This is a genomic window from Bifidobacterium amazonense, from assembly GCF_018555435.2.
Lineage (GTDB): Bacteria > Actinomycetota > Actinomycetes > Actinomycetales > Bifidobacteriaceae > Bifidobacterium > Bifidobacterium amazonense.
In genome coordinates this window covers 13,039-35,824 of the sequence record NZ_JAFEJT020000032.1, presented here as the reverse complement: position 1 = coordinate 35,824, position 22,786 = coordinate 13,039, and the positions used below count along the sequence as shown (strand labels likewise).

The following is a 22,786-nucleotide window of genomic DNA, read 5'->3' as shown; positions in this document are numbered from 1 at the left end:
ACGAGGTCACGGGATGGTATTTCGGCCCGTTTTTCCATCTCGTGACTCCGTGCCCGGTCACGCGATGGCGAAAGCGGGGGATTTTCCATCGCGTGACCAGTGGGCCGGCGTGTCAGCACGATCGGATGACGTGCCGGAGGTCTCGGATGCGACTTTGGACCTGCCGCCGGCGAACGGCATCAGCGTGAGCGCCAGCGCGAATCCGGCGATCGCATACAGGAACATCCACCGGTACGTGCCGGTATACTGCTGGATCAGGCCGAACAGCGCGGGGCTGATCGCCGCGCCGCCCGACGTGGCGAGATAGTAGTACGCGGTCATCGTGCCGGTGTGCTCGGTGCCGCCCAGTTCGGTCGCCCACGGCAGCGCGTTGACGAGCACCATCATCCACAGGATGCCGAACGCGAACGCCAGCCACGGCAGCAGCTCCGCGCGGCCGACCCACGGCATCGGCGCAAGCATCAGCATCGCCAGCAGCAGGCCGGTGCCCATCGTCGCACGTCGGCCGAACCTCGTGCCCAGCCAGCCGGCCGGAATCGCGAACATGATGCCGCTGACCGCGAACCACACCAGTCCGCCGCTCGCCTCGCCCGCGTCCATGCCGAGATCGTGCGTCGCGTACAGTGTGAAATACGTTTCGATCGCGCTCGATCCCATCGTGTACAGGAACAGGATCAGCAGTATCGTGCGGAACCTGCGTCGCGCATCGTCGTCGAGATCCAGCCGCGGGACCGCCGCGTCGCGGAACTCGCGCCAGCCGACGAACGGCAGCTGCGCCGGCTCGTGCGGTCGCGTGCGGAATTCGGCCGGCTCGCGCACCAGCGCGGTCAGTGCGACGATCGCACCGACCATGACGAGCGCGCCCGCCGCGAACGTGAGCGACATGCCGCAGCGACGGTACAGCAGACTGCCGCCGCCGAGCGCGAGCACGTTGCCGATCGATCCCATGAAATTGATGACGCCGTTCGCCGTGCTGCGCTGCGCGGCGGGGGTCACGTCGGGCATGAGCGCGACGATCGGCGCGCGACAGGTCGACATGAGCACTGCGTAGGCGACGACCGCGGCGATCGTCAGCGGAACGTTCGGCGCGGCGGCGACGAGCATCAGGCATACGGCCGCGGCGGGGATCGCGAACAGGGCGAACGGGATGCGGCGGCCCCAGCGGGTGCGAACCTTGTCGGACAGGATGCCGCACAATGGCTGCACGGTGAAGCCGCATACGTTGTCGATGCCCATGACGATGCCGACGATGGCGGTCGGGACGGCGAGTTCCTTGAGTTTGATCGGCACGAACGCGTTGTACATGGCCCACGCGGCGGCGATGGCGAGCATGCCGAAGCCGATGGAGAACGTTTGCACGAGGTTCAGGCGTGGTGCGGTGTGCGTGGTGTGCGCGGTGTGTTCGACGGTCGGGAAGGGGCGTTCGGCGGTGTTTGCGGGAGATGCGGTGGTGCGTGCGGGCGTTGAGATGACGTGCGCGGGTGCTGAGACGATGCGTGCGGCGCGGGATGCGGCTGTGGACGCGGCCGTGCGGGACGCGGGGGAGGGCATTCGGACTTGTGCGCAGTGCTGAGCGGCCATCCTGATCTGCATGATTCCAGTGGTACGCGTGTGATCTGTCGGAGCCGTTGCCCGGATGGTGCGTCGCGATGAAGCGAAGATGAATTCTTACGGTCTGATCGCGGTGATGCGATATGACACGCGGCGCGCTGTGCGTTGCGTGAGATGATGCCGGTAAGAGTGAGGCAGTACGTGACGCTGCGTGCGAGGCGCCGAGTGATGCATGGCGCAGGCCGCGCGGTCGTGCTTGGGGTGGAATTGGATGGGTGAGGAAAGCGCGGATTGGACTGGTCCGAATTGGACTGGTCCATTGGCGGGCAATGCGCGCATTTGATAATGGTCGCGTTGCCAATCGCACATCAACGGACACGAACCGGCCATACGCGGCCGGCCGACCGCACAACCACAGACCACAGGGGGACACCATGACGCAGAACCGCGCCGAACTCAACCGCAACCTCGCCCAGATGCTCAAGGGCGGCGTCATCATGGACGTGACCACGCCCGAACAGGCCAAGATCGCGCAGGACGCCGGCGCATGCGCCGTCATGGCGCTCGAACGCATCCCGGCCGACATCCGCGCGGCCGGCGGCGTCTCGCGCATGTCCGATCCGGCCATGATCAAGGGCATCCAGGCCGCCGTGTCCATCCCGGTCATGGCCAAGGTGCGCATCGGCCACATCGCCGAGGCGCGCATCCTGCAGGCCATCGACATCGACTACATCGACGAATCCGAGGTGCTCTCGCCGGCCGACGACGTGTACCACATCGACAAGAACCAGTTCGACGTGCCGTTCGTGTGCGGCGCGAAGAACCTCGGCGAGGCCCTGCGCCGCATCGCCGAAGGCGCGGCCATGATCCGCACCAAGGGCGAGCCGGGCACCGGCGACGTCATCCAGGCCGTGCGCCACATGCGCACGATGAACAAGCAGATCCGCGAACTTGTGGGTCTGCGTGACGACGAGGTCTACGAGGCCGCCAAGCAGCTCGCCGTGCCGTACGACCTCGCCAGGTACGTGCACGACAACGGCCGCCTGCCCGTCGTCAACTTCGCCGCCGGCGGCGTGGCCACCCCGGCCGACGCGGCGCTCATGATGGAACTCGGCGCCGAGGGCGTGTTCGTCGGCTCCGGCATCTTCAAGTCCGGCGACCCGGCCAAGCGCGCCGCCGCCATCGTGCAGGCCACCGCGAACTGGCAGGACGCCGACCTGCTCGCCAAGCTCTCCGAAAACCTCGGCGAGGCGATGGTCGGCATCAACGAGGACGAGATCCAGACCATCATGGCCGCCCGCGGCGAGTGATCGCGCGCTGAACGGAGTTCCGGGCTCCTCCTGCGGAAGATGCGCTGCGCTGCAGGGCGCTGCTGAGCGTTGCAGCGCAGCGCTGAACGAGGGCGAGAGGAGCCGGAGCGCAAGGAGACAACATGGTTGTAGCTGTTGAATACATATCCAAAGAAGAGTCCGACGACGCCGAAACCGCCAAGCACGGCGTGACCGGCATCCTCGCCGTGCAGGGCGCGTTCGCCGAGCACGCGGCCGTGCTGGACAAGCTCGGCGCGCCGTGGAAGCTGCTGCGCGCCGCCGAGGACTTCGACGCGTCGATCGACCGCGTCATCCTGCCCGGCGGCGAATCCACCACGCAGGGCAAGCTGCTGCGCTCGACCGGCCTGTTCGAGCCGATCGCCGCGCACATCGCCGCCGGCAAGCCCGTGTTCGGCACGTGCGCCGGCATGATCCTGCTTGCAAAACGACTCGACAACGATCCGAACGTGTACTTCGGCGCGCTCGACGCGACCGTGCGACGCAACGCGTACGGTCGTCAGCTCGGCTCGTTCGCCGCGACCGCCGACTTCGGCCGGCCGGGCGACGCGGACTATCTCGCCGATCTGCCGCTCGTGTTCATCCGCGGACCGTACGTCGTCTCGGTCGGACCGGACGCGAGCGTCAAGACCAGCGTCGACGGGCATCCGGTCGCGCTGCGGCAGGGCAACATCCTCGCCACCGCGTTCCATCCCGAACTCACAGGCGACACGCGGCTGCACGAGCTGTTCCTCTCGCTGTAGGCATCTATGTGTCGTGTCGTCGGTGCGGCAGGGGTGCGGCAGGGGCGGCCGGTCCATCCCCTGCGTGGCGGTTTTCTCTCGCTGACGTGGCGTCAGTGGGAGAAAACCGCCACGCGAGGAGTAGGGTGGCGGTGTGACGCGTGACCAAGCGTCATGACCGATGAACGGCGGGCAGGAGGCGAGCGTATGCAGATGTATCTCGACCGGCACAGCACCGTACCGATGTACCGGCAGCTGGCCGGCGAACTGCGCGAACAGATCGTCTCCGGCGCGCTCGCCGAAGGCTATCGGCTGCCGCCCGAACGCGAGCTCGCCGCCCGGCTGTCGGTCAACCGCGCCACCATCCTGCAGGCCTACCAGCAGCTCAAGGACGAAGGGCTGATCGCGTCTCGGGTCGGCCGGGGAACATTCGTGCTGCCGGCCCGGACGGTTCGGTCGACATCCCGGGCATTTCAGACGTTCCGGACATCCCATATGACAACGGCCGTAACGCCGCCGTCCTCATCCATGACGTCGTTTGAATCGCAGGACCCGGCATCATCGGCTGCGGCTGTTCCCCCGTCGCCGGCGTCGGTCGGGGAGACGGAGCGCGCATCGCGCATCACACGCGTCGCATCGTGTCCCACGCCGGTCCTCGACCCGGCCTCCGCCCAACGTCCGCAGGTCGTCACGATCCGCGACACACGGCCGACGGCCGAGACCGACCCCGAACCGACCGTCATCCGGCCGCCGTGGTCGGTATTGTTCAGCGACTATTCCAACCGGTTCACGTACCACGACATCGCCGAAGCCGATCGCGCGCAACGCGGCGGCGCCGGTGCGAACGGTCGCATCATCGACTTCGCTACCGGCTCGCCCAACCCGGCCGACATCCCCGACGACCTGCTGCGTGCGGTCAGTCTCGAAGCGTTCGCATCGCACGACTTCGACGGGCAGCCGGAGTCGCCGATCGAAGGGTTCGGCGAACTGCGCGAACTGCTCGCCGATCACATGCGCACGCGCGGCGTGCAATGCTCCGCGCGCAACGTGATGGTGCTGTCCGGCTCGGAACAGGGCATCGACCTGATCGTGCGCGCGTTCGTCAACCCCGGCGACCGCGTGCTCGTCGAACAGTCCACGTTCTTCCCGGCATTGCAGACGTTCCGCTCGGCCGACGCGCGCATCGTCGGCGTGCCGATGGACGAACACGGCATGCGCACCGACCTGCTCGACGGCTACTGCGCGCGGTTCCGTCCCAAACTCATCTACACGGTGCCCACGTTCCAGAACCCCACCGGCACCACGCTGCCCGCCGACCGACGGCGTGAACTCGTCGACGTGGCGCGGCGATACCAGTGCCTGATCGTCGAGGACGACGCGTATGGGGAACTGTGGTACGGGGCGGAGCGGCCGTCGGTCCGGCGACGGTCTTCCGGCATGCGACGGTCTTCCGACACGCGACTGTCGCAGGATCCGGCGCGCGTGTACGCGGCGGCTGGTACGAGCGAGCGGAACAAGCGACCGGTGCCGCTCGCCGGCATGGAGAACGCGGGATACGTGATGTACCTGTCGACGTTCTCGAAGACCGTGACCTCCGGGCTACGCACCGGATGGGTCGTGGCCGACCCGCATGTGATCGCTCGGCTGGCGGCGTTGCGGCGCATGGTCGACCAGCATACGAGCACGTCGTCGCAGCGCATCTGCCTGGAACTGCTGCGCGAAGGGCGGATCGCCGAGCATGTGCGCGCGCTGACGGCCGCGTACCGGTCCCGACGGGATGTTGCGGTCGCGGCGTTGCGGCGATTCGCGCCGGACGGCATGAGCTGGATCGTGCCGGACGGGGGATATTACGTGTGGGCCACGCTGCCGGACGGTGTGCGTGCGCTCGATCTGCTCGCCGACTGCCGCGCGCAAGGCGTCACGTTCATGCCCGGCGGCGTGTTCGACGTGGATGAGACCGACGATGCGCACATCCGGCTCAACTTCGTGCGGCCGGACGAATCGAATCTCGACCGCGGCGTGCGGGCCATCTGCGAGGCGGTCGCGGCACGGCTGCGGCATCGCGATGGCCGCGAGACGGCGACCGACCGATAATGGACATCGGTGCCATGCCGACATGGCACCGCATCAAGGAGGACAGCATCATGACACAGGCCACCGCATTGGCGACCGTCGAATCGGCGGGCAGCGAAGACGGCATCACATTGATCATCCACGCCGGGGCGGGGGATCGTGGCAAACACCATACGCCGGAACGCTCTGCGCAGGTGAAAGCCGACCTGACCCGCGCGCTGGACGCCGGATATGCGGTGCTTCAGGCCGGAGGCGCGGCCGAGGAAGCGGTGATCGCGGCCATTCACGTCATGGAGGATGCGCCCGAATTCAACGCCGGACGCGGAGCGGCGCTCACCAGCGACGGGCTGGCACGCATGGACGCCTGCCTGATGACCGGCGACGGGGAGGTCGGGGCGGTCGCCGGCGTGAGCACGGTGAAGAACCCGATCGACGCGGCGCAGGCCGTCAAAGACCAGACCAAGCACGTGCTGCTCGCGGATCCGACCGACGAGGAAATCGCCGCATGGGGCGTGGAGACGCGGCCGAACGAATACTTCATCACCGAGGCTCGGCGGCGCTCGCTGGCCGAGGCGCAGGCCGGAGGCGATGCATGGGCCAAGCATGCCGGCGGCGATGGAACCGGCGTGATCGGCGACGAGAAGCACGGCACGATCGGGGCGGTGGCGCGCGACGCGGCCGGGCGGATCGCGGCCGGCACCTCCACCGGCGGCATCACGAACCAGATGCACGGCCGCGTGGGCGACTCCCCGTTGCCCGGATGCGGCACATTCGCCGACCAGCGGACCGTGGCGGTTTCCTGCACCGGCATCGGCGAGGCGTTCATCAAGGCGGTGGCGGCCCATCAGGTGTCGGATCGCGTGCGCTTCGCCGGCGAATCCGTGCACGACGCGGCCGTGGCCACGCTCGGGGAGGTCGCCGCCCATCACGGCGACGGCGGCATGATCGTGCTGCCGGCGACCGGCCGAGGAGTAGTCGCCTACAACAGCGAGATGATGAACTTCGGCTACCGCAGCGCCGCCGGCGAACGCGTCAACGGGTGAAAGGACGGGCCTGTGTTGCCTGGATGGCGTTGAATTGTCCGTGGCCCCTCGATCATCGGGGCAAGGCGACATATGCGAAAAGTCTCTGTCTGCTACGGGATTGATGTAACGGACAGGGACTTTTCGTGATGAGACTGGTCGATAGGCTGATTCAGTGGTCTGCGGTGGTCAGTTTGACGATTGAGAGGCTAATTTCGAGGTTTGCGGTGATCGGTTTGACGATCGAGAGGCTAACGACCGGCAAGAGACGCCGCGGACGGCTTGATTTCCCGATGGCGAATGGCCGGTTTTGGTCGGTCTGAGGCGTCGTTGCCTCAGGAATCAGCCTCTCGATCGTCAAACTGACTTCGACAAGAAGGCAAAATAGCCTCTCGATCGTCAAACTCCCCCGAAAAAATGGCGAGATGACGACCAAGAGGTTCAATGGCTCATGATGGGCAGATGAGTCAGGCGATTTCGGCGAGCAGCGTCGGCAGCTCGGCCATCGTGTCGATGACGGCGTCGGCGCCCGCGGCGACGAACGCGTCACGCGCGGCCGCACGGGCCGCATCCTTGTCGGCGGGGGAGAGGGCGTCGAACTCGTCCTCGCTCAGGGCCATCTGCGAGCTGCCTTCGGTCACGCCGATCGTGAACACGCCGGCGTTCTTGCCCTCGCGGATGTCGGAGAGGGTGTCGCCCACCTTCGCGGCGCGGCGCACATCGGTCACGCCCAGCTTCTCAAGGTTGCGGAACACCATGTACGGGTAGGGGCGGCCGAAGCCGTTCGTCCCGTCCGGGCTGATCCAGAAGTCCGGCGCATAGCCGTTCGCGGCGGCCTGCGGCACGACGATCTCCATCATCTTGTCCGTGTAGCCGGTGGTCGAACCGATCTTGATGCCGGCGGCACGCAGCTCGGCCACCGCATCCACCACGCCCGGCTTCGGATCCGCGAAGCCGTTGAGGATGCTCAGCAGCTTCGGCTCGAAATGCGCGTACACGGCGTCCACATCCGCGTCGGTCGGCGCCGCGCCGTGCTCGTCCTCCCATGCGCGGGCGATGCGGTCCATGTGCAGCATCGTGTTGATGTGGTCATGCTTGAGCATGCCCATCGGCTTGCGGGTCTCGTCCATGGTCGGCTCCACGCCGAACTCGCGGAACGCCTCCTGGAACGCGCGCACCGGCGCAAAGCACCCGTAGTCCACGGTGGTGCCGGCCCAATCGAAAATAACGGCTTCAAAACGGCTCATGTTCCCAATCCTTATATGTTGGCAGTCAAATGGTAATAGTGAACGAAATCAACGAAATCGGGCAATCGCAAGACGTGGAGGTGCGGTATGCGTTGCCCGATCGTAAGCAGCGCAGGCATGTGCTAAGCTTCGCGTGCACATGCCGGAGCGAGGCCGAGCGGCCTTGGAGCGTATCGGGCAACGCATACCGCACCTCCACGTCGTCACACCCGATATGCCCGTCACGTCACGCGGAGAGCTTCACGCCGGCCGGCGCTGCGGCCTTGATCGGCTCGCCGGCGGCGTCCATCGCGGCGATCGCGGCCGGCACGGAATCCGAACCCGTGGCCGCCTCGAGCAGCCCGCGCTCGCCCATGTACAGGGCCAGCAGTTCGGTCACCTTCTCGATGTCGTCGGCGTAGATCTCGCCGATGTTGCCGAGGCGGAACGTCTCCTCGTCGGTGAGCTTGCCCGGGTAGATCGCGTAGCCGCGCTCCTTGATGAACTCGTACATGTCATGGAAGTCGAAGGTGGTGCCTTCCGGGTACAGGAACGTGGTGATGATCGGTCCCTGGTTCGCGTCGAGGAACACGCGGAAGCCCAGCGCCTTCATGCGCGCGATGAGCAGGTGGTTGTTGAGCGCGTAGCGGGCGGAGCGCACGGGGATGCCGCCTTCGGCGAACATCTCGTCGAGCGCCTTGGAGAACGCGAGCACCACGTGGGTCGGCGAGGTGTAGCGCCACTTGCCGTTCGCCTTCTCGAGCGTGTTCCACTGGTCCCACAGGTCGAGCGAGAGGCTGCGCGCCTTGCCCTTCGACGCCTCGAGCTTGGCCTTGTTGCAGATGATGAAGCTGAAGCCCGGCACGCCCTGGATGCACTTGTTCGCCGAGGAGACGAGGAAGTCGATGCCCCAGCCGGCCACCGGGATGTCCACGCCGCCGAACGAGCTCATCGCGTCGACCATGAACGTGCATCCGTGCGCCTTGGCGACGGTGGCGACCGCGGCGATGTCGTTGAGCAGGCCGGACGTGGTCTCGGAGTGGATCATCGACACGTGCGTGATGGACGGATCGTTGCGCAGGTACTCGTCGACCTTGTTCGCGTCCGGGATGCGGTCGTACGGCTCGGCGTACTGCACGTAGTTGATACCGGCGTGCTCGCAGATCTTGACCTGACGGTCGCCGTACGCGCCGTTGGTGCACAGCAGCACCTTCTCGTCCTTGCCGATCACGCTGGTCAGCACGCTCTCCACGCCGAACGTGCCGGAGCCCTGCATAAGCACGGCGGTGTATTCGGCCGGGTCGCAGTGCGCGAGCTCGAGCAGCTGGCGGCGGATCTTCTGCGTGATCTGCTGGTAGTCCTCGTCCCACGTGCAGTGGTCGAAGAGCATTTCCTCCTTGACGGTGCGCGTGGTGGTCAGCGGGCCGGGGGTGAGCAGCTTGTATTCGTTTGCCATGTGATGTTCCTTTCGTGATTTCCGATTGCCGACTGTAGTCACCTGCGTAGTTCCTGTAATCTTCTACGTAGTTCTGTGTCTGCCGTCGGCGTGTTGTCTGTAATTCTGTTGGTTTGTTTGATTGTCGTTTACGTTCGACGAGGAACGTTTGAATGATCGTGAGAGTTTCGGTTATATGTCGCGATAAGTGGCCCTACCGGCGTGGGTCTGGGGATGCGTTATCCGACACGCTCCGGGCCGCTCTGGCCGAGTCTTTACGGTCTGACAACGCATCCCCAGACCCACGCCTACGTTTCGCTGTTACGTTACGTTTGATAGTTTGACGCAGTGCAAGTTGATGGAATGACTTGCGTTTGTCAAACGAACGTAACGTTGAACGAAAACGTAGGGATGGGGAGCGGCATGTGTGGTTCGACCGTATGACTTGGCCGAGCGGCCCGGAGCGTGTCGAACCACACATGCCGCTCCCCATCCCGGTAGGGTCACTTACGTAACGGTATGAACTGCTTTATGAACTACTTGCCCTGCGCGATGCGCTTGCATTCGGACGAGAAGTCCTGATGCTGCTGGAGCAGGTCGACGGTCAGCGGCTCGGGGAAGGTCTTGGAACGCTTGGACGCGTTGGCCGGAGCCTTCTCGCCCACGTACAGCGGCGTCGGATACGTCTCCAGCAGCTCCTTGCGGCCCTTGTCGATGATGACCGCGGCCATCTGCTGCGCCTTCGGGTTCGTCGCCTTGCCCTTGTCGAGCACCGCCACCGATTCGGTCAGCGAGTAGTTGCCCTCCTCGGGGTCGACGTAGTCGATCGGCAGGCCCTTCTTCTTGTCCGCGACGGCCTGGTGGCGCAGGCCGAAGCCGATCGCCACCTCGCCCGAGCGCACGGCCTTCAAAGGTCCGGAGCCGGACTGTTCAAGGTGCGGGCCGGCGTTGCGGTAGATCGCCGTGAGGATCGCCTTGCCCTCGTCACCGGTGCCGTACGCGTCCGCGATGGCCTGGATCATCAGCCAGCCGGTCGACGAGCCTTCCATGTCGGGCACGGAGATGAGCCCCTTGTACCTCGGGTCGGCGAGGTCCTTGAAGCTCTTCGGCTCGTCCACGCCGGCCTGCTTGAGCGCGGTCGTGTTGACGATGATCGCGCCCTCCTGTGCGGTGGTCGGACGGCGGTAGTCGGGCGCCTTCGAGTTCTCGGACGTGCCGAGCAGCTGGGACTTGACGTCGGTGAGCTTGGCGAACATGTGGTTGCGTTCCTGCGCCGAATCGACGTAGTAGGAGCTCATGGTGAGCATGTCGGCCTCGAGCGCCTTGCCTTCGGCGAGCATCTTGCCGCCGAGTTCCGAGGTGCCGAAGCTCTGGATGATGTACTGGTCCTTGAACCCGTTGTCGTCGAGCGCGTGCTGGAAGGCGACCACGGCCTCGTCGTCGGCGTTCGTGTAGATCACGACCTGGCCGTTGGCGGAGGCGGTGGACGTCGCGCCGAAGCCGAATCCGACGAGCAGCACGGCGAGGATCGCCGACAGCGCGCCGGTGAACGCGTTGCGTGCGCGACGGTTGCCGCTGGTCGGCAGCGGGAAGTCCGGCGTGCCGTTCTCGGCGGCCTGCACGGCGGCGGTGAGGCGCGTATCGGCGGCGACGGTGGAGCGTGCGGCGGCGACCTGCGGCGTGCGCACGGCGGCACGGGCCACGGCGCGGGCGCGTTCGGCGGAACGGTCGCGCGTGGCGAATGCGATCACGCCCTTGACGACGAGGTTGGTCACGAGGATGAGCAGCGAGAGCACGAACACGTCGTCGAACTTGGCGATGTGCTGCAGCGCGGAGATCTTCGTGGTGATGACCTGCGTGCGTGCGCCGGTGAGGAACACGACCGCGGAGATCGTGACCATCGCGTTGACGAAGTAGTAGCCGAACACCTGCAGGATGGTGGGCAGCGCGTTCGGCGTGACCACGCGCACGATCGTCTTGATCCAGTTGTCGCCCATGAGCTTGGCGGTGGTCTCCCAGCCGGCGTTCATCTTGGACAACGAGTCCTTGATCATCTGGTACGGGGTGGCGAAGTAGTGGATGATGTTCGCGACGATGAGGATCCAGAACGTGTTCTGCAGGCCGGAGCCGGAGAACGCGAACAGGAACGCGATGCCGAGCACCATGCCCGGGACGGTGTTGATGATCGCCGAGATCGCGTCGACGGAGCGCTTCGCCCAGTTCGGCAGCTTGGAGCGGGAGGTCACGAGTCCGGCCGCGTAGGCGAACAGGCAGCCGACGATCGCGGTCATGACGGCCACGTACAGCGAGTTCGTGAACACCTGCGTGAGCTCGGGGTCGGTGAACATGTTGGTGATGTGCGCGAACGTGGGCGCCGTGTTGAACGGCCATTCGGAGACGAACGGGATGAGCAGGATCACCGCGAACACCGAGAGCGTGCACACGAGCACGACCACGGACGCGATGCCGCACGCCCAGTCACGGCGCGGCCCCTTCGGCAGGTCGACCTGGCTGATCTGCTTGTAGCGGATCGCGAACCGCTCCAGCACGGTCATCAGGATGATCGAGATGATCGAGGGGATCAGCATGAACACGGCGATCACGGCGCCGCGGTTGAAGTTCGGGATCGAGCCGAGCATCTGGTTGAACAGGGTCATCGCAAGCACGTCGTATTCGCCGCCGACCGACGTCGGGATGCCGTAGTCGGTGAACGCGAGGAAGAACGACTGGATGAACGCGACGGCCATCGTGCCGATGAGCGGGCGCAGCACCGTGTTGAGGAACGTGGTGAGCGGCTTGTCGCCCATGATGTGCGAGACGATGATGAACTTCTTGTCGACGAACTGGAAGCTGTTGTTGATCAAGAGGAAGCAGGTCGGCAGCGTGTAGATCACGTAGCCGAGCAGCAGGCCGTTGAACCCGTAGATGTCGAACAGCTGGTGGCCGCCGAGCAGCCGGGTGATCAGGCCCTGCTTGCCGAACGAGTAGATGATCGCGAAGCCGTACGTGATGGTCGGCAGCAGCATCGGCAGCTGCGCGAGCAGTCCGACGGCCTTCTTGAATCCGGCCGGCACGTTCGTGCAGTTGATCGTGTACGCGAGCAGGAACGCGAGCAGCACGGCCACGAGCGCGGACGTCGCGGACACGGCGAGCGAGTTGGTGATCGAGCGCGCGAATTCGGGGCGCGACAGCACGGCCGCGTAGTTGGCGAGCGTCGCGGAGCCGTCCGCCGTGGTGAACGAACGGATGATGACGAGCGCCATCGGCACGACGAGGAACGCGGCGAACGCGACGGCCACGATGATCAGCAGCGTCCACAGTTCGGTCTGCTTCGGGGCCTTCGGACGACGCTCGTAGTTGACGATTTCGGGGCGGATGTTGGGCAGCTGGTTGGCCGCCTGGATCGATTCGGCGGACATGTCAGGCCTCCTGCGCGCTCTGGCCGGCGGCGACCGGCTGACGGCCGGCGGCCGCGTGCGCGTCGCCCTCGTTGAACAGCGTGTAGATGTTGTTGCGCTTGACTTCGAGCTGGTGGAGGATGAACTTGCGCACGAAGTCGGACGCCGGGTGCTCGATGATGTTCTCCGGGGTGTCGTACTGCGCGATCTTGCCGTGGTTGATGATGAGCACCTTGTCGCTCATCGTGCACGCCTCCTCCGGATCGTGCGTGACCATGATCGTGGTGAGCTTGTACTGGTCGACGATCTGCTTGATCTTCGCCTTGATCGACTCCTTGATGACGCCGTCGAGCGCGGACAGCGGCTCGTCGAGCAGCAGCAGCTTCGGCTTCATCACGAGCGTGCGGGCGAGCGCGACGCGCTGCTTCTGGCCGCCCGACAGTTCGTCGATGCGCTTGTTGAGATGCTCCTCGAGGCCGAGCAGGCTGATCAGCTCCTTGATCTCCTTCTCGGAGGAGATGCCCGGGTTGTTGCGCAGGCCGTACGTGATGTTCTCGTACGCGGTCAGGTTCGGGAACAGCGCGTAGTCCTGGAACACGATGTTGAAGCCGCGCTTCTCCATCGGCACCTGCGTCAGATCCTCGCCGTTGTAGATGATCTGGCCGCTGGTCGGATCGGTGATGCCGAGGATGATGTTGAGCAGCGTGGTCTTGCCGCCGCCGGAGGGGCCGAGGATCGACATGATCTGCCCGTTGTCCAGCGTCAGGCTGATGCCGTTGAGGACGTGCGTGTCCCCGAACGACTTGGTGATGTTCTTCAGTTCGAGCATATTGCGCTACCTTCCGTGAGCCGTCTTCCGACGGCTGTTGCCTCGCCGGCCCAACCATCCGCCGACGCGATGAGTTCGGTATTCAGTTGTCAAGGTGTGGTCTTGGCATGACCGCGGCGCGACGCTGTGCACATCCGTGTCCGGCCATGTGTGGGAGCACTCTTCTATAGTGCTGCCGTTTCCGGGCTGCGACGCCGGTTGCCGGAGAAAGCTCGACGAAAGAATGGTGAACAGCGAGTAAAGCTACCCGTCCGCCGCGTAGTTTTGTTGTTTTCGACCCGTGCGGGCGGCGGTGGAGACGCATCCCGTCGCGCGTCGAAGGGGGCGCCGGGGCTGGAGGTCCTGGGGGTATTTCGGGATGGCTTGGAAGGATTCGTTCGGAAGATGGAACGTAACAAACGCGGCAACACGGGGCGCGCACAATGGCGGGCATGGGATTGAACGTTGACCTGAACGGGGAACTGTGCGCGTGCGCGAAGGGGCCGCGCAACCTCATCACCGACGTGCCCGGCGTGCGCGTGGGCCATGTCACGCTCGGCGGCGACTCGCCGCTCGGCCCGCTGCACACCGGCGTGACCGCGATCGTGCCGCCCGGCGACTGTTTCGCGAGCAAGCTGCCCGCCGCCGCCTACGTGTCCAACGGGTTCGGCAAGTCGATGGGCCTGGTGCAGGTGAACGAGCTCGGCAGCCTGGAGACGCCGATCCTGATGACCAACACGCTTTCGTGCGGCGCCTGCTTCGAGGCGCTCGTACGCCACGCGCTCACCGCGCACGACGAGATCGGCGTGGAGACCGGCACCGTGAACCCGGTCGTCATGGAATGCAACGACGGGCCGATCAACACGATACGCGCGCTCGCCGTCACGCCGCAGGACGGTCTGGCTGCGATCGACGCGGCCGGCGAATCGTTTGCGGAGGGCGACGTCGGCGCGGGCGCCGGCATGACCTGCTTCGGACTGAAGGGCGGCATCGGATCGTCGTCGCGCGTGCTCGCGTTCGATGGACGCGACTACACGATCGGCGTGCTCGTGCTGACGAACTTCGGCTCACGCGACTGCCTGCGCATCGACGGCCGTCCGATCGGCCGCGAACTGGCCGCCGCGGACGCGGCTGCCGCGCACGATCGCGACAAGGGCAGCATCGTCGCCGTGATCGCGACCGATCTGCCGGCCGACTCGCGCCAGCTCAAGCGCATGGCCAAACGTGTCACCATCGGCATCGCGCGATGCGGCGGCTACATCGGCAACGGCAGCGGCGAAATCGTCGTCGCATTCTCCACGGCCGGACGTATCCCGCACTGGGCCGGCGAAACGCACGACGGCGTAACGTCGCCGATGATCGACACCGCGCCACGACTGAACGACAACGCGATGGACGACTGCTTCCGCGCGGTCGCCGCAGCCGGCGAGGAGGCGATCGTCAGCTCGCTCGCGCACGCGCGCAGCGTCGTCGGCCGTGACGGTCGCACGACATGGTCGCTCAGGGATGCGGCCGCGCGCGCCGGCATCGCGCTGGACCTGTAGACGGGCGGGAGCCGGCCGCCGGGCGGCCTGCTGTCGATCGACTGGACGACGGGAGCCGTTCGGGCGCAGGTCCGTCGACCTGCCGGCTGACGATCCGCCGTCCCGTGGACGCGACGGCCCTCGGATTCGCCGCGCCGCAGGCGCCGATGCCGCACAAGCAATGTTTCACCATACAAAAGGAGCAACCACATGACCAACCCCATCATCCCCGTGTTCGACGGCCACAACGACCTGCCGTGGGAGGCCCGCGAAAACCGCGGCTACAGCGTAGAAGGCATCGACCAGGAGCTGCCGCAGACGCTGCACACCGACATTCCGAAACTGCGTCGCGGCGGCTACCTCGCGCAATACTGGTCCGCGTACGTGCACAGCGACTACGTGGGCGGCGACGCGGTGATCGCCACGCTCGAGCAGATCGATTTCGTGCACCGCATGTGCGCGCGCTATCCGGAGACGTTCAAGCTGGCCGCCACGGCGGCCGACGTGCGCGCCGCGCAGGCCGAGGGGCGCATCGCCTCGCTCATCGGCGTCGAAGGCGGTCACCAGATCGCCGACAACCTCGCCGTGCTGCGCGAATACGCGCGGCTCGGCGTGCGCTACATGACGCTCACCTGGAACAACACGAACGAATTCGCCGACGCGGCCGTCGGCGAGCACAAGTGGAACGGACTGAACGACCGCGGCCGCGAGATCGTGCGCGAAATGAACCGCATCGGCATGATCGTCGACCTGTCGCACGTCTCCGCCGACACGATGCGCGACGCGCTCGACGCATCCCAGTTCCCGGTGATGTTCAGCCATTCGTCGTGCTACTCGGTCAACCCGCACCCGCGCAACGTGCCCGAGGACGTGCAGCGCAGGCTTGCCGACAACGGCGGCGTGCAGATGATCACCGCCGTGCCCGGATTCGTGTCCGCGGCCGTGCACGAGTGGGCGGTCGCCGGCGAACAGGGTCCGCGGCCCGCCGTGAGCGTGCGCGATGTGGCCGACCATGTGGAGGCCGCGCGCGACGTGATGGGCGTGGACCACATCGGCGTCGGCGGCGACTACGACGGCACCGGCGCGATGCCCACCGGCATGGAGGACGTCGGCCGCTATCAGAACCTGTTCGACGAGCTGCGCTCGCGCGGCTGGAGCGAGGAGGACCTCAACAAGCTCGGCTGGAAGAACGCGCTGCGCGTGCTCGAGGCCAACGACGAGGCCTACCGGCAGTTCATGGCCGCGGGGGAGTGAACCGACGGGCGGTCCGGCGGTCCGCATCGCGGACGCGCCCGACACGCCTATGCGGCGTTTCGCCGCCGTTCCGGTTAGCATCGTCCTAGGCGAAGATTTGACAGGAGTACACAATGGATCATCGCACGAAGTCGGACGGCCCGGTCATCGTCATCAGCGAGAAAGACTGGCGTGAATACGAGAAGCATGTGGACGAGGCCCATGCCGATCTCAAGCGTCTGGACGACGCGCTCGCCGCGCTCAAGGAGCAGGGCGGCAAGTCCGCCGAGGACAAGGGCGAGAAAGCCGAATAGGGCCGGTCCCGTCATCATTCCAACAGCCGTCCCGCGTCCATTGCGACGCGGGACGGCTTTGTCATGCCCTGAACGGGGCGTGCCGACGGCCGACCCATGCACGGCAAAAGGCGACGGAGATGCGTCACCCGTTCGACGAGGGGTGCGTTTCATTATGTGGATGCCTTGGCGGACGGATCTGCCGTCGTCCGTCCGAAGCGGTTAAGGAGTGGGATGCGCCGCCTTCCGCGGGATGCAGCGCGTTAGGGATATATCTGTTTTTCGTTGATTTTTCCGGTTTTCGGCGGCGACGGCGCCGCGGACGGGCGACGCTGCGCGGGGCGAAGGCCCGTGCGGCGTGCGACCCGTATGTAACGGGAAAATGTACGGAATGGCATCTGTCGGTAACACAACGGGTCTTCAATTCCTCGGTATGAACGGGTCGCGGCCCGTCATTCCCGTGATGTCCGAGAATCTCGGGCGAGAGGGAAACGCAAGGAGGAAGACTATGAACACGAAACGTTGGTCGTTCGGGAACGTGGCGAAAATCGCCGTTTCCGCCGTCGCGGCGGGCGCGATGGCCCTGTCGCTGGCTGCATGCGGCGGTGCCGAGGGATCGAAGAACGCGGCCTCGTCCGGCTCCACGGACAGCAGCTCGCTGGTCGTGGACAGCGACTTCGACCTGATCACGATGGATCCGGCGCGAAGCTTCGAGACCGCGACCGTGTCGATCCTGCGCGCCACCTACCAGTCCGCGCTCAAGTACGTGGACAACGACATGTCCAAGCCGCAGCCGGAGATCTGCACGTACACCATCTCCGACGACAACAAGGTCGTGACGCTGACGCTGAACGGCGACCACTACTTCGCCGACGGCAAGAAGGTCACCGTCGACGACATCGTCTACTCGTACCAGCGCGTGCAGGGCATCAAGGGCAACCCGTCCTTCTATCTTGACGGCGTGACCGTCGCCAAGAAGGACGACAAGAGCCTGACGCTGACCAGCGAGACCCCGAACCCGGCCATCCCGTACATCCTGCCGAGCGTGAACCTCGGCATCGTCGAGAAGAGCGTCGTCGAGGCTAACGGCGGCACCACCGACGAGAAGGACGGCGCCGAGAAGTATCTCAACCAGCATTCCGCCGGCTCCGGCCCCTACCAGTTCGACACCGTCGCCATGGACTCCAAGGTGACGCTCAAGCGCAACGACAAGTTCGCCGGCGACAAGCCGAAGTACGACAAGATCATCATCAACAACGTCGACAGCGCCACCGAGCTGACCAACATCAAGGCCGGCACCACCGACATCGCCATGGACATCAACTCCGACGAGGCGGCCAAGCTGACCAAGGACGAGGCCGACGTGTCCGCCGGCCCGTCCGGCTCCACCACGTTCCTGTGGTTCAACGCCGACCCCCAGTACGGCAAGGTCGTGTCCAACACCGACTTCGTCAACGCCGTGCGCAAGGCCGTCAACTACGACAAGTACGTGGCGCTCTACGGCGAAGGCTCCGAACAGGCCTACGGCGTGGTGCCCAACCAGTTCCTCGGCGCGCTCAAGAGCTCCGACGACAACAAGTACGATCTGACCGAGGCCAAGGCCCTGCTCAAGAAGTCCGGCTACAACAACGAGGAGGTGCAGTTCCTGTACTCCTCCGACGACGACACCTCCACGCAGATCGCGCAGCTGTTCCAGGCCGACATGAAGGCGCTCGGCGTCAACATCAAGCTGGTCGGCCAGCCGACCACCACCCGCCTCGACACCTTCCGCTCCGGCAAGTTCCAGTCCGGCCTGAGCACGTGGGGCGCCGACTACCCGGATCCGTCCGACTACTTCGTGTTCGCGCCGAACGAGAACATCGCCAAGCGCGCCGGCTGGTACACCACCGAAGGCGCGAAGAGCTCCAACGGCTGGAACGGCTCCGACTCCGCCGACAAGATCGAGTCGCTCGTCGAGGCCGCGCGCAACGCCAGCGGCGAGGACGAGCGCGCCAAGACCTGGCAGGATCTGCAGGAGGCCATGAACCAGGGCAGCCCGTACGTGCCGCTCGTCGTGCAGGGCGCGAACGTGGTGTCCCGCCCGGGCATCGGCGCCAAGTACGATCTGCTCAACGGCGTCGACTACACCGTGCTCAAGTAGCGTCATGCGTTGATCCCGAACGGCATACGGGGAGGCGTTTTCCGAACTGGGGGACCGCCTCCCCGTTTCCGTTTGCCGTACGGGATCGTTCGTCTCTATATGTGGACGGACATATTGACCCGAAATACGACGTTCCTACATTGACACGCAATGAATAACAGGTAACTGGGAGAGGCATATGGCAGCAGACATGGTCGCGGCGAAGCCGGCAAGACCCAAGCCACGCAAGGCAAGCCCGGGGGTGACGGCCTGGATGAGGGCCCATCATCCGTTGGCATGGTACATTTTCAAACGATTCCTGATCAGTCTGTTCCTGGTCTTCGGCGTCACGCTCATCACGTTCATCCTGACCAATCTGGTGCCCGCGAACCCGGTCAATTCGATCCTCGGCGAGCAGGAGGCCAACGACCCGGAGGCCGTGGCCCGCATGGAGGCCAAGCTCGGCCTCGACAAGCCGCTGTACGAACAATACTGGCTGTATCTGGTCCGTCTCGTCCACGGCGATCTCGGCGAATCGTTCCTCACCAAGCAGCCCGTCACCGACGACCTCAAACGCGTGTTCCCCGCCACGCTCGAACTCGGCGGCTTCGTGTTCATCTTCACCATCCTCTTCGGCGTGCTGCTCGGCCTGTACGCGGCCCTGCACCACCGCCACTTCGCCGACCAGCTCATCCGCGTGCTCTCGCTCGGCGGCGTGTCCATCCCGACGTTCTGGCTGGGCGCGATGTGCTACTACTTCCTGTTCTACGAACTCGGCCTGTTCCCCGGATCCGGACGGCTCGACTCGCGCATCTCGCCGCCGCCCACCGTCACCGGCATGTACACCGTCGACTCGATCATCGCCGGCGACTGGGCCACGTTCGGCAACGCCGTATGGCACCTGTGCCTGCCCGCGCTCGTGCTCGCCACCGCCAACCTGAGCAGCCTCATGCGCTTCGTGCGCTCCGCCGTGCTCGAATCGATGAACCAGGACTACGTGCTGGCCGCCAAGGCCAAGGGCCTGCCCTCCCACAAGGTCGTCTTCGGCTACATCCTGCGCGGCGCCGCCGTGCCGATCCTCAACCGCATGGGCCTGCTGTTCGCCGGACTCATCACCGGCTCGGTGCTCACCGAATCGATCTTCGCATGGAACGGCCTCGGCCAGTACGCGTTCAAGGCCACCATGGCGCTTGATCTGCAGGGCATCATGGGCGTCGGCATCATCATCGGCGTCGTCTACATTTTCGTGAACTTCATCGTCGACATCATCACCGGCTTCGTCGACCAGAGGGTGAGGATCCAATGAGCGAGAACACCATCGCCGCGAACGGCGGCACCAAGACGGCGGCCGCGGACTCCAGGAACGGCGGCGTCCCCGACAAGGTCGTGCGCAAGATGACCAAACGCCGCTTCGGCGTGCCCGCCGCGCTGCGCACCCCGCTGGCCATCATCGGCCTCATCGTGCTCGCACTGTGGGTGCTCGTCATCATCTTCGCGCCCCTGCTCGAACCACACGACCCGCTCGACCAGCTCGGCACGCGACTGTCCGCGCCCAGCGCCGAATACTGGTTCGGCACCGACACGCTCGGCCGCGACATCTTCTCCCGCGTGATCGCCGCGTCGCGCGTGTCCATCCCCTCGTCGATCGTGCTCGTGATCTTCTCGTCCGTCATCGGCAGCCTGATCGGCGCGATGGCCGGCTACTTCGGCGGCTGGATCGACGAGGCGTTCATGCGCGTCACCGACCTCGTGTTCGCGTTCCCGTCCACGATCCTCGCCATGGTCATCTCCGCGGCGCTCGGCCCGAGCATCCAGAACGCGATCATCGCCGTCGTGCTCGTCAGCTGGCCGACCTACGCGCGACTCGTACGCTCGCTCGTGCTCGGCCTGCGCAACAGCGAATTCGTGATCGTCGGCCGACTGCTCGGCCGCAGCTCGTTCGCCTCGCTGTTCAAGGACATCCTGCCGAACATCCTGCCGCACATCTTCGTGCTCATGTTCGTCGACCTCGGCGACTGCCTGCTCGTGCTCTCCGGCCTGTCGTTCCTCGGCCTCGGCGCCACGCCGCCGATGCCCGAATGGGGCCAGATGGTCTCCGAAGGCGTGACCCGCATGACCTCATGGTGGCTCGCGTTCTTCCCGGGCCTGGCCATCTTCACCGTGGTCATCGCGGAGAACTTCGTCGGCGACGCGGTACGTGACTGGTTCGACCGCAGCTACATTTCAGGCAATCAGGAGGGACGCTGACATGTCGGACATGAGCGCTCAGGAAAGCGAACTGTTCAAGAACCAGGGCAAGCCCGTCGGCATCACCGTGCGCGGACTCACCATGGACCTGTACGGACGGCGGCTGCTCGACCACGTCGACCTCGACATCGCGCCCGGCAAGATCAACGGACTCGCCGGCGAATCCGGCTCCGGCAAGTCGCTCACCAGCATGACCGTGCTCGGACTGCCCCCGGAAGGCGCCAAGATCACCGGATCGATCCTCTACGACGGCAAAACCGAACTGCTCGGCATGAAGGAACGCGAACGCAACACGTACCGCGGCCGGCGCATCTCCATGGTCTTCCAGGACCCCACCTCCAGCATGCACCCCATGCTCTCGATCGAACGCCAGCTCACCGACGGCATGCGCTACCACCTGCACCTCAACCGCAAGCAGGCCCGCAAACGCGCCATCGAACTGCTCAAGCTCGTACAGGTCCCCGACCCGGAAAACGCGCTCGACCGCTTCCCCCACCAGTTCTCCGGCGGCCAGCTGCAGCGCATCGCCATCGCCACCGCACTGAGCTGCGACTCGCGCGTGCTCATCGCCGACGAGCCGACCACCGCGCTCGACGTGACCGTCCAGGCCGGCATCCTGCACCTGCTCAAGGACCTCAACGAGCAGCTGGGACTGACCATCGTGCTCGTCACCCACGATCTGGGCGTCATGAGCGCGCTCGCCGACACGATCGCCGTCATGCGCAGCGGCAAGATCGTCGAGGTCGGCCCGCGCTACGACATCATCAACCATCCGAAGCACCCGTACACGATCGACCTGATCAACTCGCTGCCCACGCGCATCGAACAGCGACTCGAGTCGGAGGGCAAGACCATGGCTTCGGCCGAGGAGGACCTGTGATGGGAGGATCCGTGAAGGACAACGACACGAACGACGGCAAGAACGGCAAGCCGCTCGACTTCCGCACCGCGGCCGACATCCGCTCCGGACTGCACCTGCGCGACATCGTCGTCGACTACACGATGGGCGGGCGCACCGTGCACGCCGTGCGCGGCGTCGACCTCGACGTGGCGCCCGGCGAGGTCGTGGGCCTCGTCGGCGAATCCGGCTGCGGCAAATCCACGCTCGCCAAGGTGATCTGCGGCCTCGTCGAACCAGTGGCCGGCACCGCCGTCTACGACGACACCCCGATCACGCCGCTCAAATTCCGCAGCAGGCCCATGGAACTGCGCCGCATCCAAATGGTGTTCCAGAACCCGTACGCCTCGCTCAACCCGAGACGCACCGTCCGCTCGCAGATCGAGGAGGCACGCGCCATCAGCCCCGTGCCCGTGCCCAGCGTGGAGGAGCTGCTCGCCTCCGTGGAACTCGACGCGTCCGACGCGGACAAGCTGCCCCACCAGTTCTCCGGCGGCCAGCGCCAGCGCATCGCCATCGCGCGCGCCATGGCCACCACGCCCACCCTGCTCATCGGCGACGAGCCGATCGCCTCGCTCGACGCCTCCCTGCAGGCCAAAACCGCCATCCTGATGAAGAAGGCGGCCGCCCGATCCGACGCCTCGCTGCTGTTCATCAGCCACGACCTGTCCATCGTGCGGCTCATCGCCACGCGCATCGTCGTCATGAACAAGGGACTGGTCGTCGAAACCGGGCCGACCGAGGAGATCTGGAACCATCCGCGCGAGGAGTACACGAAGAACCTGCTCGACGCGATCCCCGTGCCGGACGGCCTCGGGCGCCTGCCCGCGTATCACGGCGAAAACTAGCCGGACGCCGTGCGGATTGCCGGACGGAACATCGCACGGAAACAGCACGAAAACCAGCGGAA

At 65.6% G+C, this 22,786-nt stretch carries 17 protein-coding genes; 12 read left to right on the top strand and 5 right to left on the bottom strand.

The features are described 5' to 3' along the window. Window positions 1-57 precede the first annotated feature (57 nt). Entirely contained in the window at window positions 58-1,593 is a 1,536-nt protein-coding gene (locus JS533_RS08365) for an MFS transporter (protein ID WP_241513977.1), read from the bottom strand. Between the two features lie 392 nt (window positions 1,594-1,985). On the opposite strand from JS533_RS08365, the gene pdxS reads away from it, so the two are divergent. The 4 genes from pdxS (at window position 1,986) to JS533_RS08345 (ending at window position 6,717) form a co-directional block, all read left to right on the top strand. Next, complete coding sequence (gene pdxS, locus JS533_RS08360) at window positions 1,986-2,861, top strand: pyridoxal 5'-phosphate synthase lyase subunit PdxS (RefSeq protein WP_241513976.1); 876 nt, start codon at window positions 1,986-1,988, stop codon at window positions 2,859-2,861. A 122-nt stretch (window positions 2,862-2,983) separates the two neighbouring features. Next, entirely contained in the window at window positions 2,984-3,622 is a 639-nt protein-coding gene (gene pdxT, locus JS533_RS08355; protein WP_241513975.1) for a pyridoxal 5'-phosphate synthase glutaminase subunit PdxT, read from the top strand. 186 nt (window positions 3,623-3,808) lie between these two features. Then, window positions 3,809-5,695 (top strand): aminotransferase-like domain-containing protein, encoded by a 1,887-nt coding sequence (locus JS533_RS08350; RefSeq protein WP_241513974.1) that lies wholly within the window; start codon window positions 3,809-3,811, stop codon window positions 5,693-5,695. A 50-nt stretch (window positions 5,696-5,745) separates the two neighbouring features. After that, window positions 5,746-6,717 (top strand): isoaspartyl peptidase/L-asparaginase family protein, encoded by a 972-nt coding sequence (locus JS533_RS08345; protein ID WP_241513973.1) that lies wholly within the window; start codon window positions 5,746-5,748, stop codon window positions 6,715-6,717. Window positions 6,718-7,163: 446 nt separating this feature from the next. Here the strand turns inward: JS533_RS08345 and phnX are convergent, their stop codons facing one another. From phnX to JS533_RS08325, 4 genes are all read right to left on the bottom strand, one after another. Beyond that, window positions 7,164-7,943: a phosphonoacetaldehyde hydrolase gene (gene phnX, locus JS533_RS08340; RefSeq protein ID WP_241513972.1), complete on the bottom strand. Its 780-nt coding sequence runs from the start codon at window positions 7,941-7,943 to the stop codon at window positions 7,164-7,166. Between the two features lie 226 nt (window positions 7,944-8,169). After that, a complete protein-coding gene (locus JS533_RS08335; RefSeq protein WP_241513971.1) occupies window positions 8,170-9,378 on the bottom strand; it encodes a 2-aminoethylphosphonate--pyruvate transaminase in 1,209 nt (402 codons plus the stop codon). Window positions 9,379-9,893: 515 nt separating this feature from the next. Beyond that, the gene (locus JS533_RS08330; protein ID WP_241513970.1) at window positions 9,894-12,776 is read right to left on the bottom strand and encodes an extracellular solute-binding protein; all 2,883 of its coding nucleotides are present in this window, start codon (window positions 12,774-12,776) and stop codon (window positions 9,894-9,896) included. A gap of 1 nt (window position 12,777) precedes the next feature. Then, complete coding sequence (locus JS533_RS08325) at window positions 12,778-13,584, bottom strand: ABC transporter ATP-binding protein (protein WP_241513969.1); 807 nt, start codon at window positions 13,582-13,584, stop codon at window positions 12,778-12,780. A 431-nt stretch (window positions 13,585-14,015) separates the two neighbouring features. Between JS533_RS08325 and JS533_RS08320 the strand changes: the two genes are divergently transcribed. The 8 genes from JS533_RS08320 (at window position 14,016) to JS533_RS08285 (ending at window position 22,724) form a co-directional block, all read left to right on the top strand. After that, window positions 14,016-15,107, top strand: a complete 1,092-nt coding sequence (locus tag JS533_RS08320; protein ID WP_241513968.1) for a DmpA family aminopeptidase — start codon at window positions 14,016-14,018, stop codon at window positions 15,105-15,107. A 189-nt stretch (window positions 15,108-15,296) separates the two neighbouring features. Next, window positions 15,297-16,340 (top strand): dipeptidase, encoded by a 1,044-nt coding sequence (locus JS533_RS08315; protein ID WP_241513967.1) that lies wholly within the window; start codon window positions 15,297-15,299, stop codon window positions 16,338-16,340. A 113-nt stretch (window positions 16,341-16,453) separates the two neighbouring features. Beyond that, on the top strand, window positions 16,454-16,633 hold the full coding sequence (locus JS533_RS08310) for a hypothetical protein (protein ID WP_241513966.1): 180 nt from the start codon (window positions 16,454-16,456) through the stop codon (window positions 16,631-16,633). Between the two features lie 487 nt (window positions 16,634-17,120). After that, window positions 17,121-18,752 (top strand): ABC transporter substrate-binding protein, encoded by a 1,632-nt coding sequence (locus tag JS533_RS08305; protein WP_241513965.1) that lies wholly within the window; start codon window positions 17,121-17,123, stop codon window positions 18,750-18,752. Between the two features lie 271 nt (window positions 18,753-19,023). Then, entirely contained in the window at window positions 19,024-20,037 is a 1,014-nt protein-coding gene (locus tag JS533_RS08300) for an ABC transporter permease (RefSeq protein ID WP_241513964.1), read from the top strand. Next, a complete protein-coding gene (locus tag JS533_RS08295) occupies window positions 20,034-20,978 on the top strand; it encodes an ABC transporter permease (RefSeq protein ID WP_241513963.1) in 945 nt (314 codons plus the stop codon). The genes JS533_RS08300 and JS533_RS08295 overlap by 4 nt, the downstream gene beginning before the upstream one ends. Before the next feature lie 10 nt (window positions 20,979-20,988). After that, a complete protein-coding gene (locus JS533_RS08290; RefSeq protein WP_241513962.1) occupies window positions 20,989-21,858 on the top strand; it encodes an ABC transporter ATP-binding protein in 870 nt (289 codons plus the stop codon). Beyond that, on the top strand, window positions 21,858-22,724 hold the full coding sequence (locus JS533_RS08285) for an ABC transporter ATP-binding protein (RefSeq protein ID WP_241513961.1): 867 nt from the start codon (window positions 21,858-21,860) through the stop codon (window positions 22,722-22,724). The genes JS533_RS08290 and JS533_RS08285 overlap by 1 nt, the downstream gene beginning before the upstream one ends. Window positions 22,725-22,786: the final 62 nt, after the last annotated feature.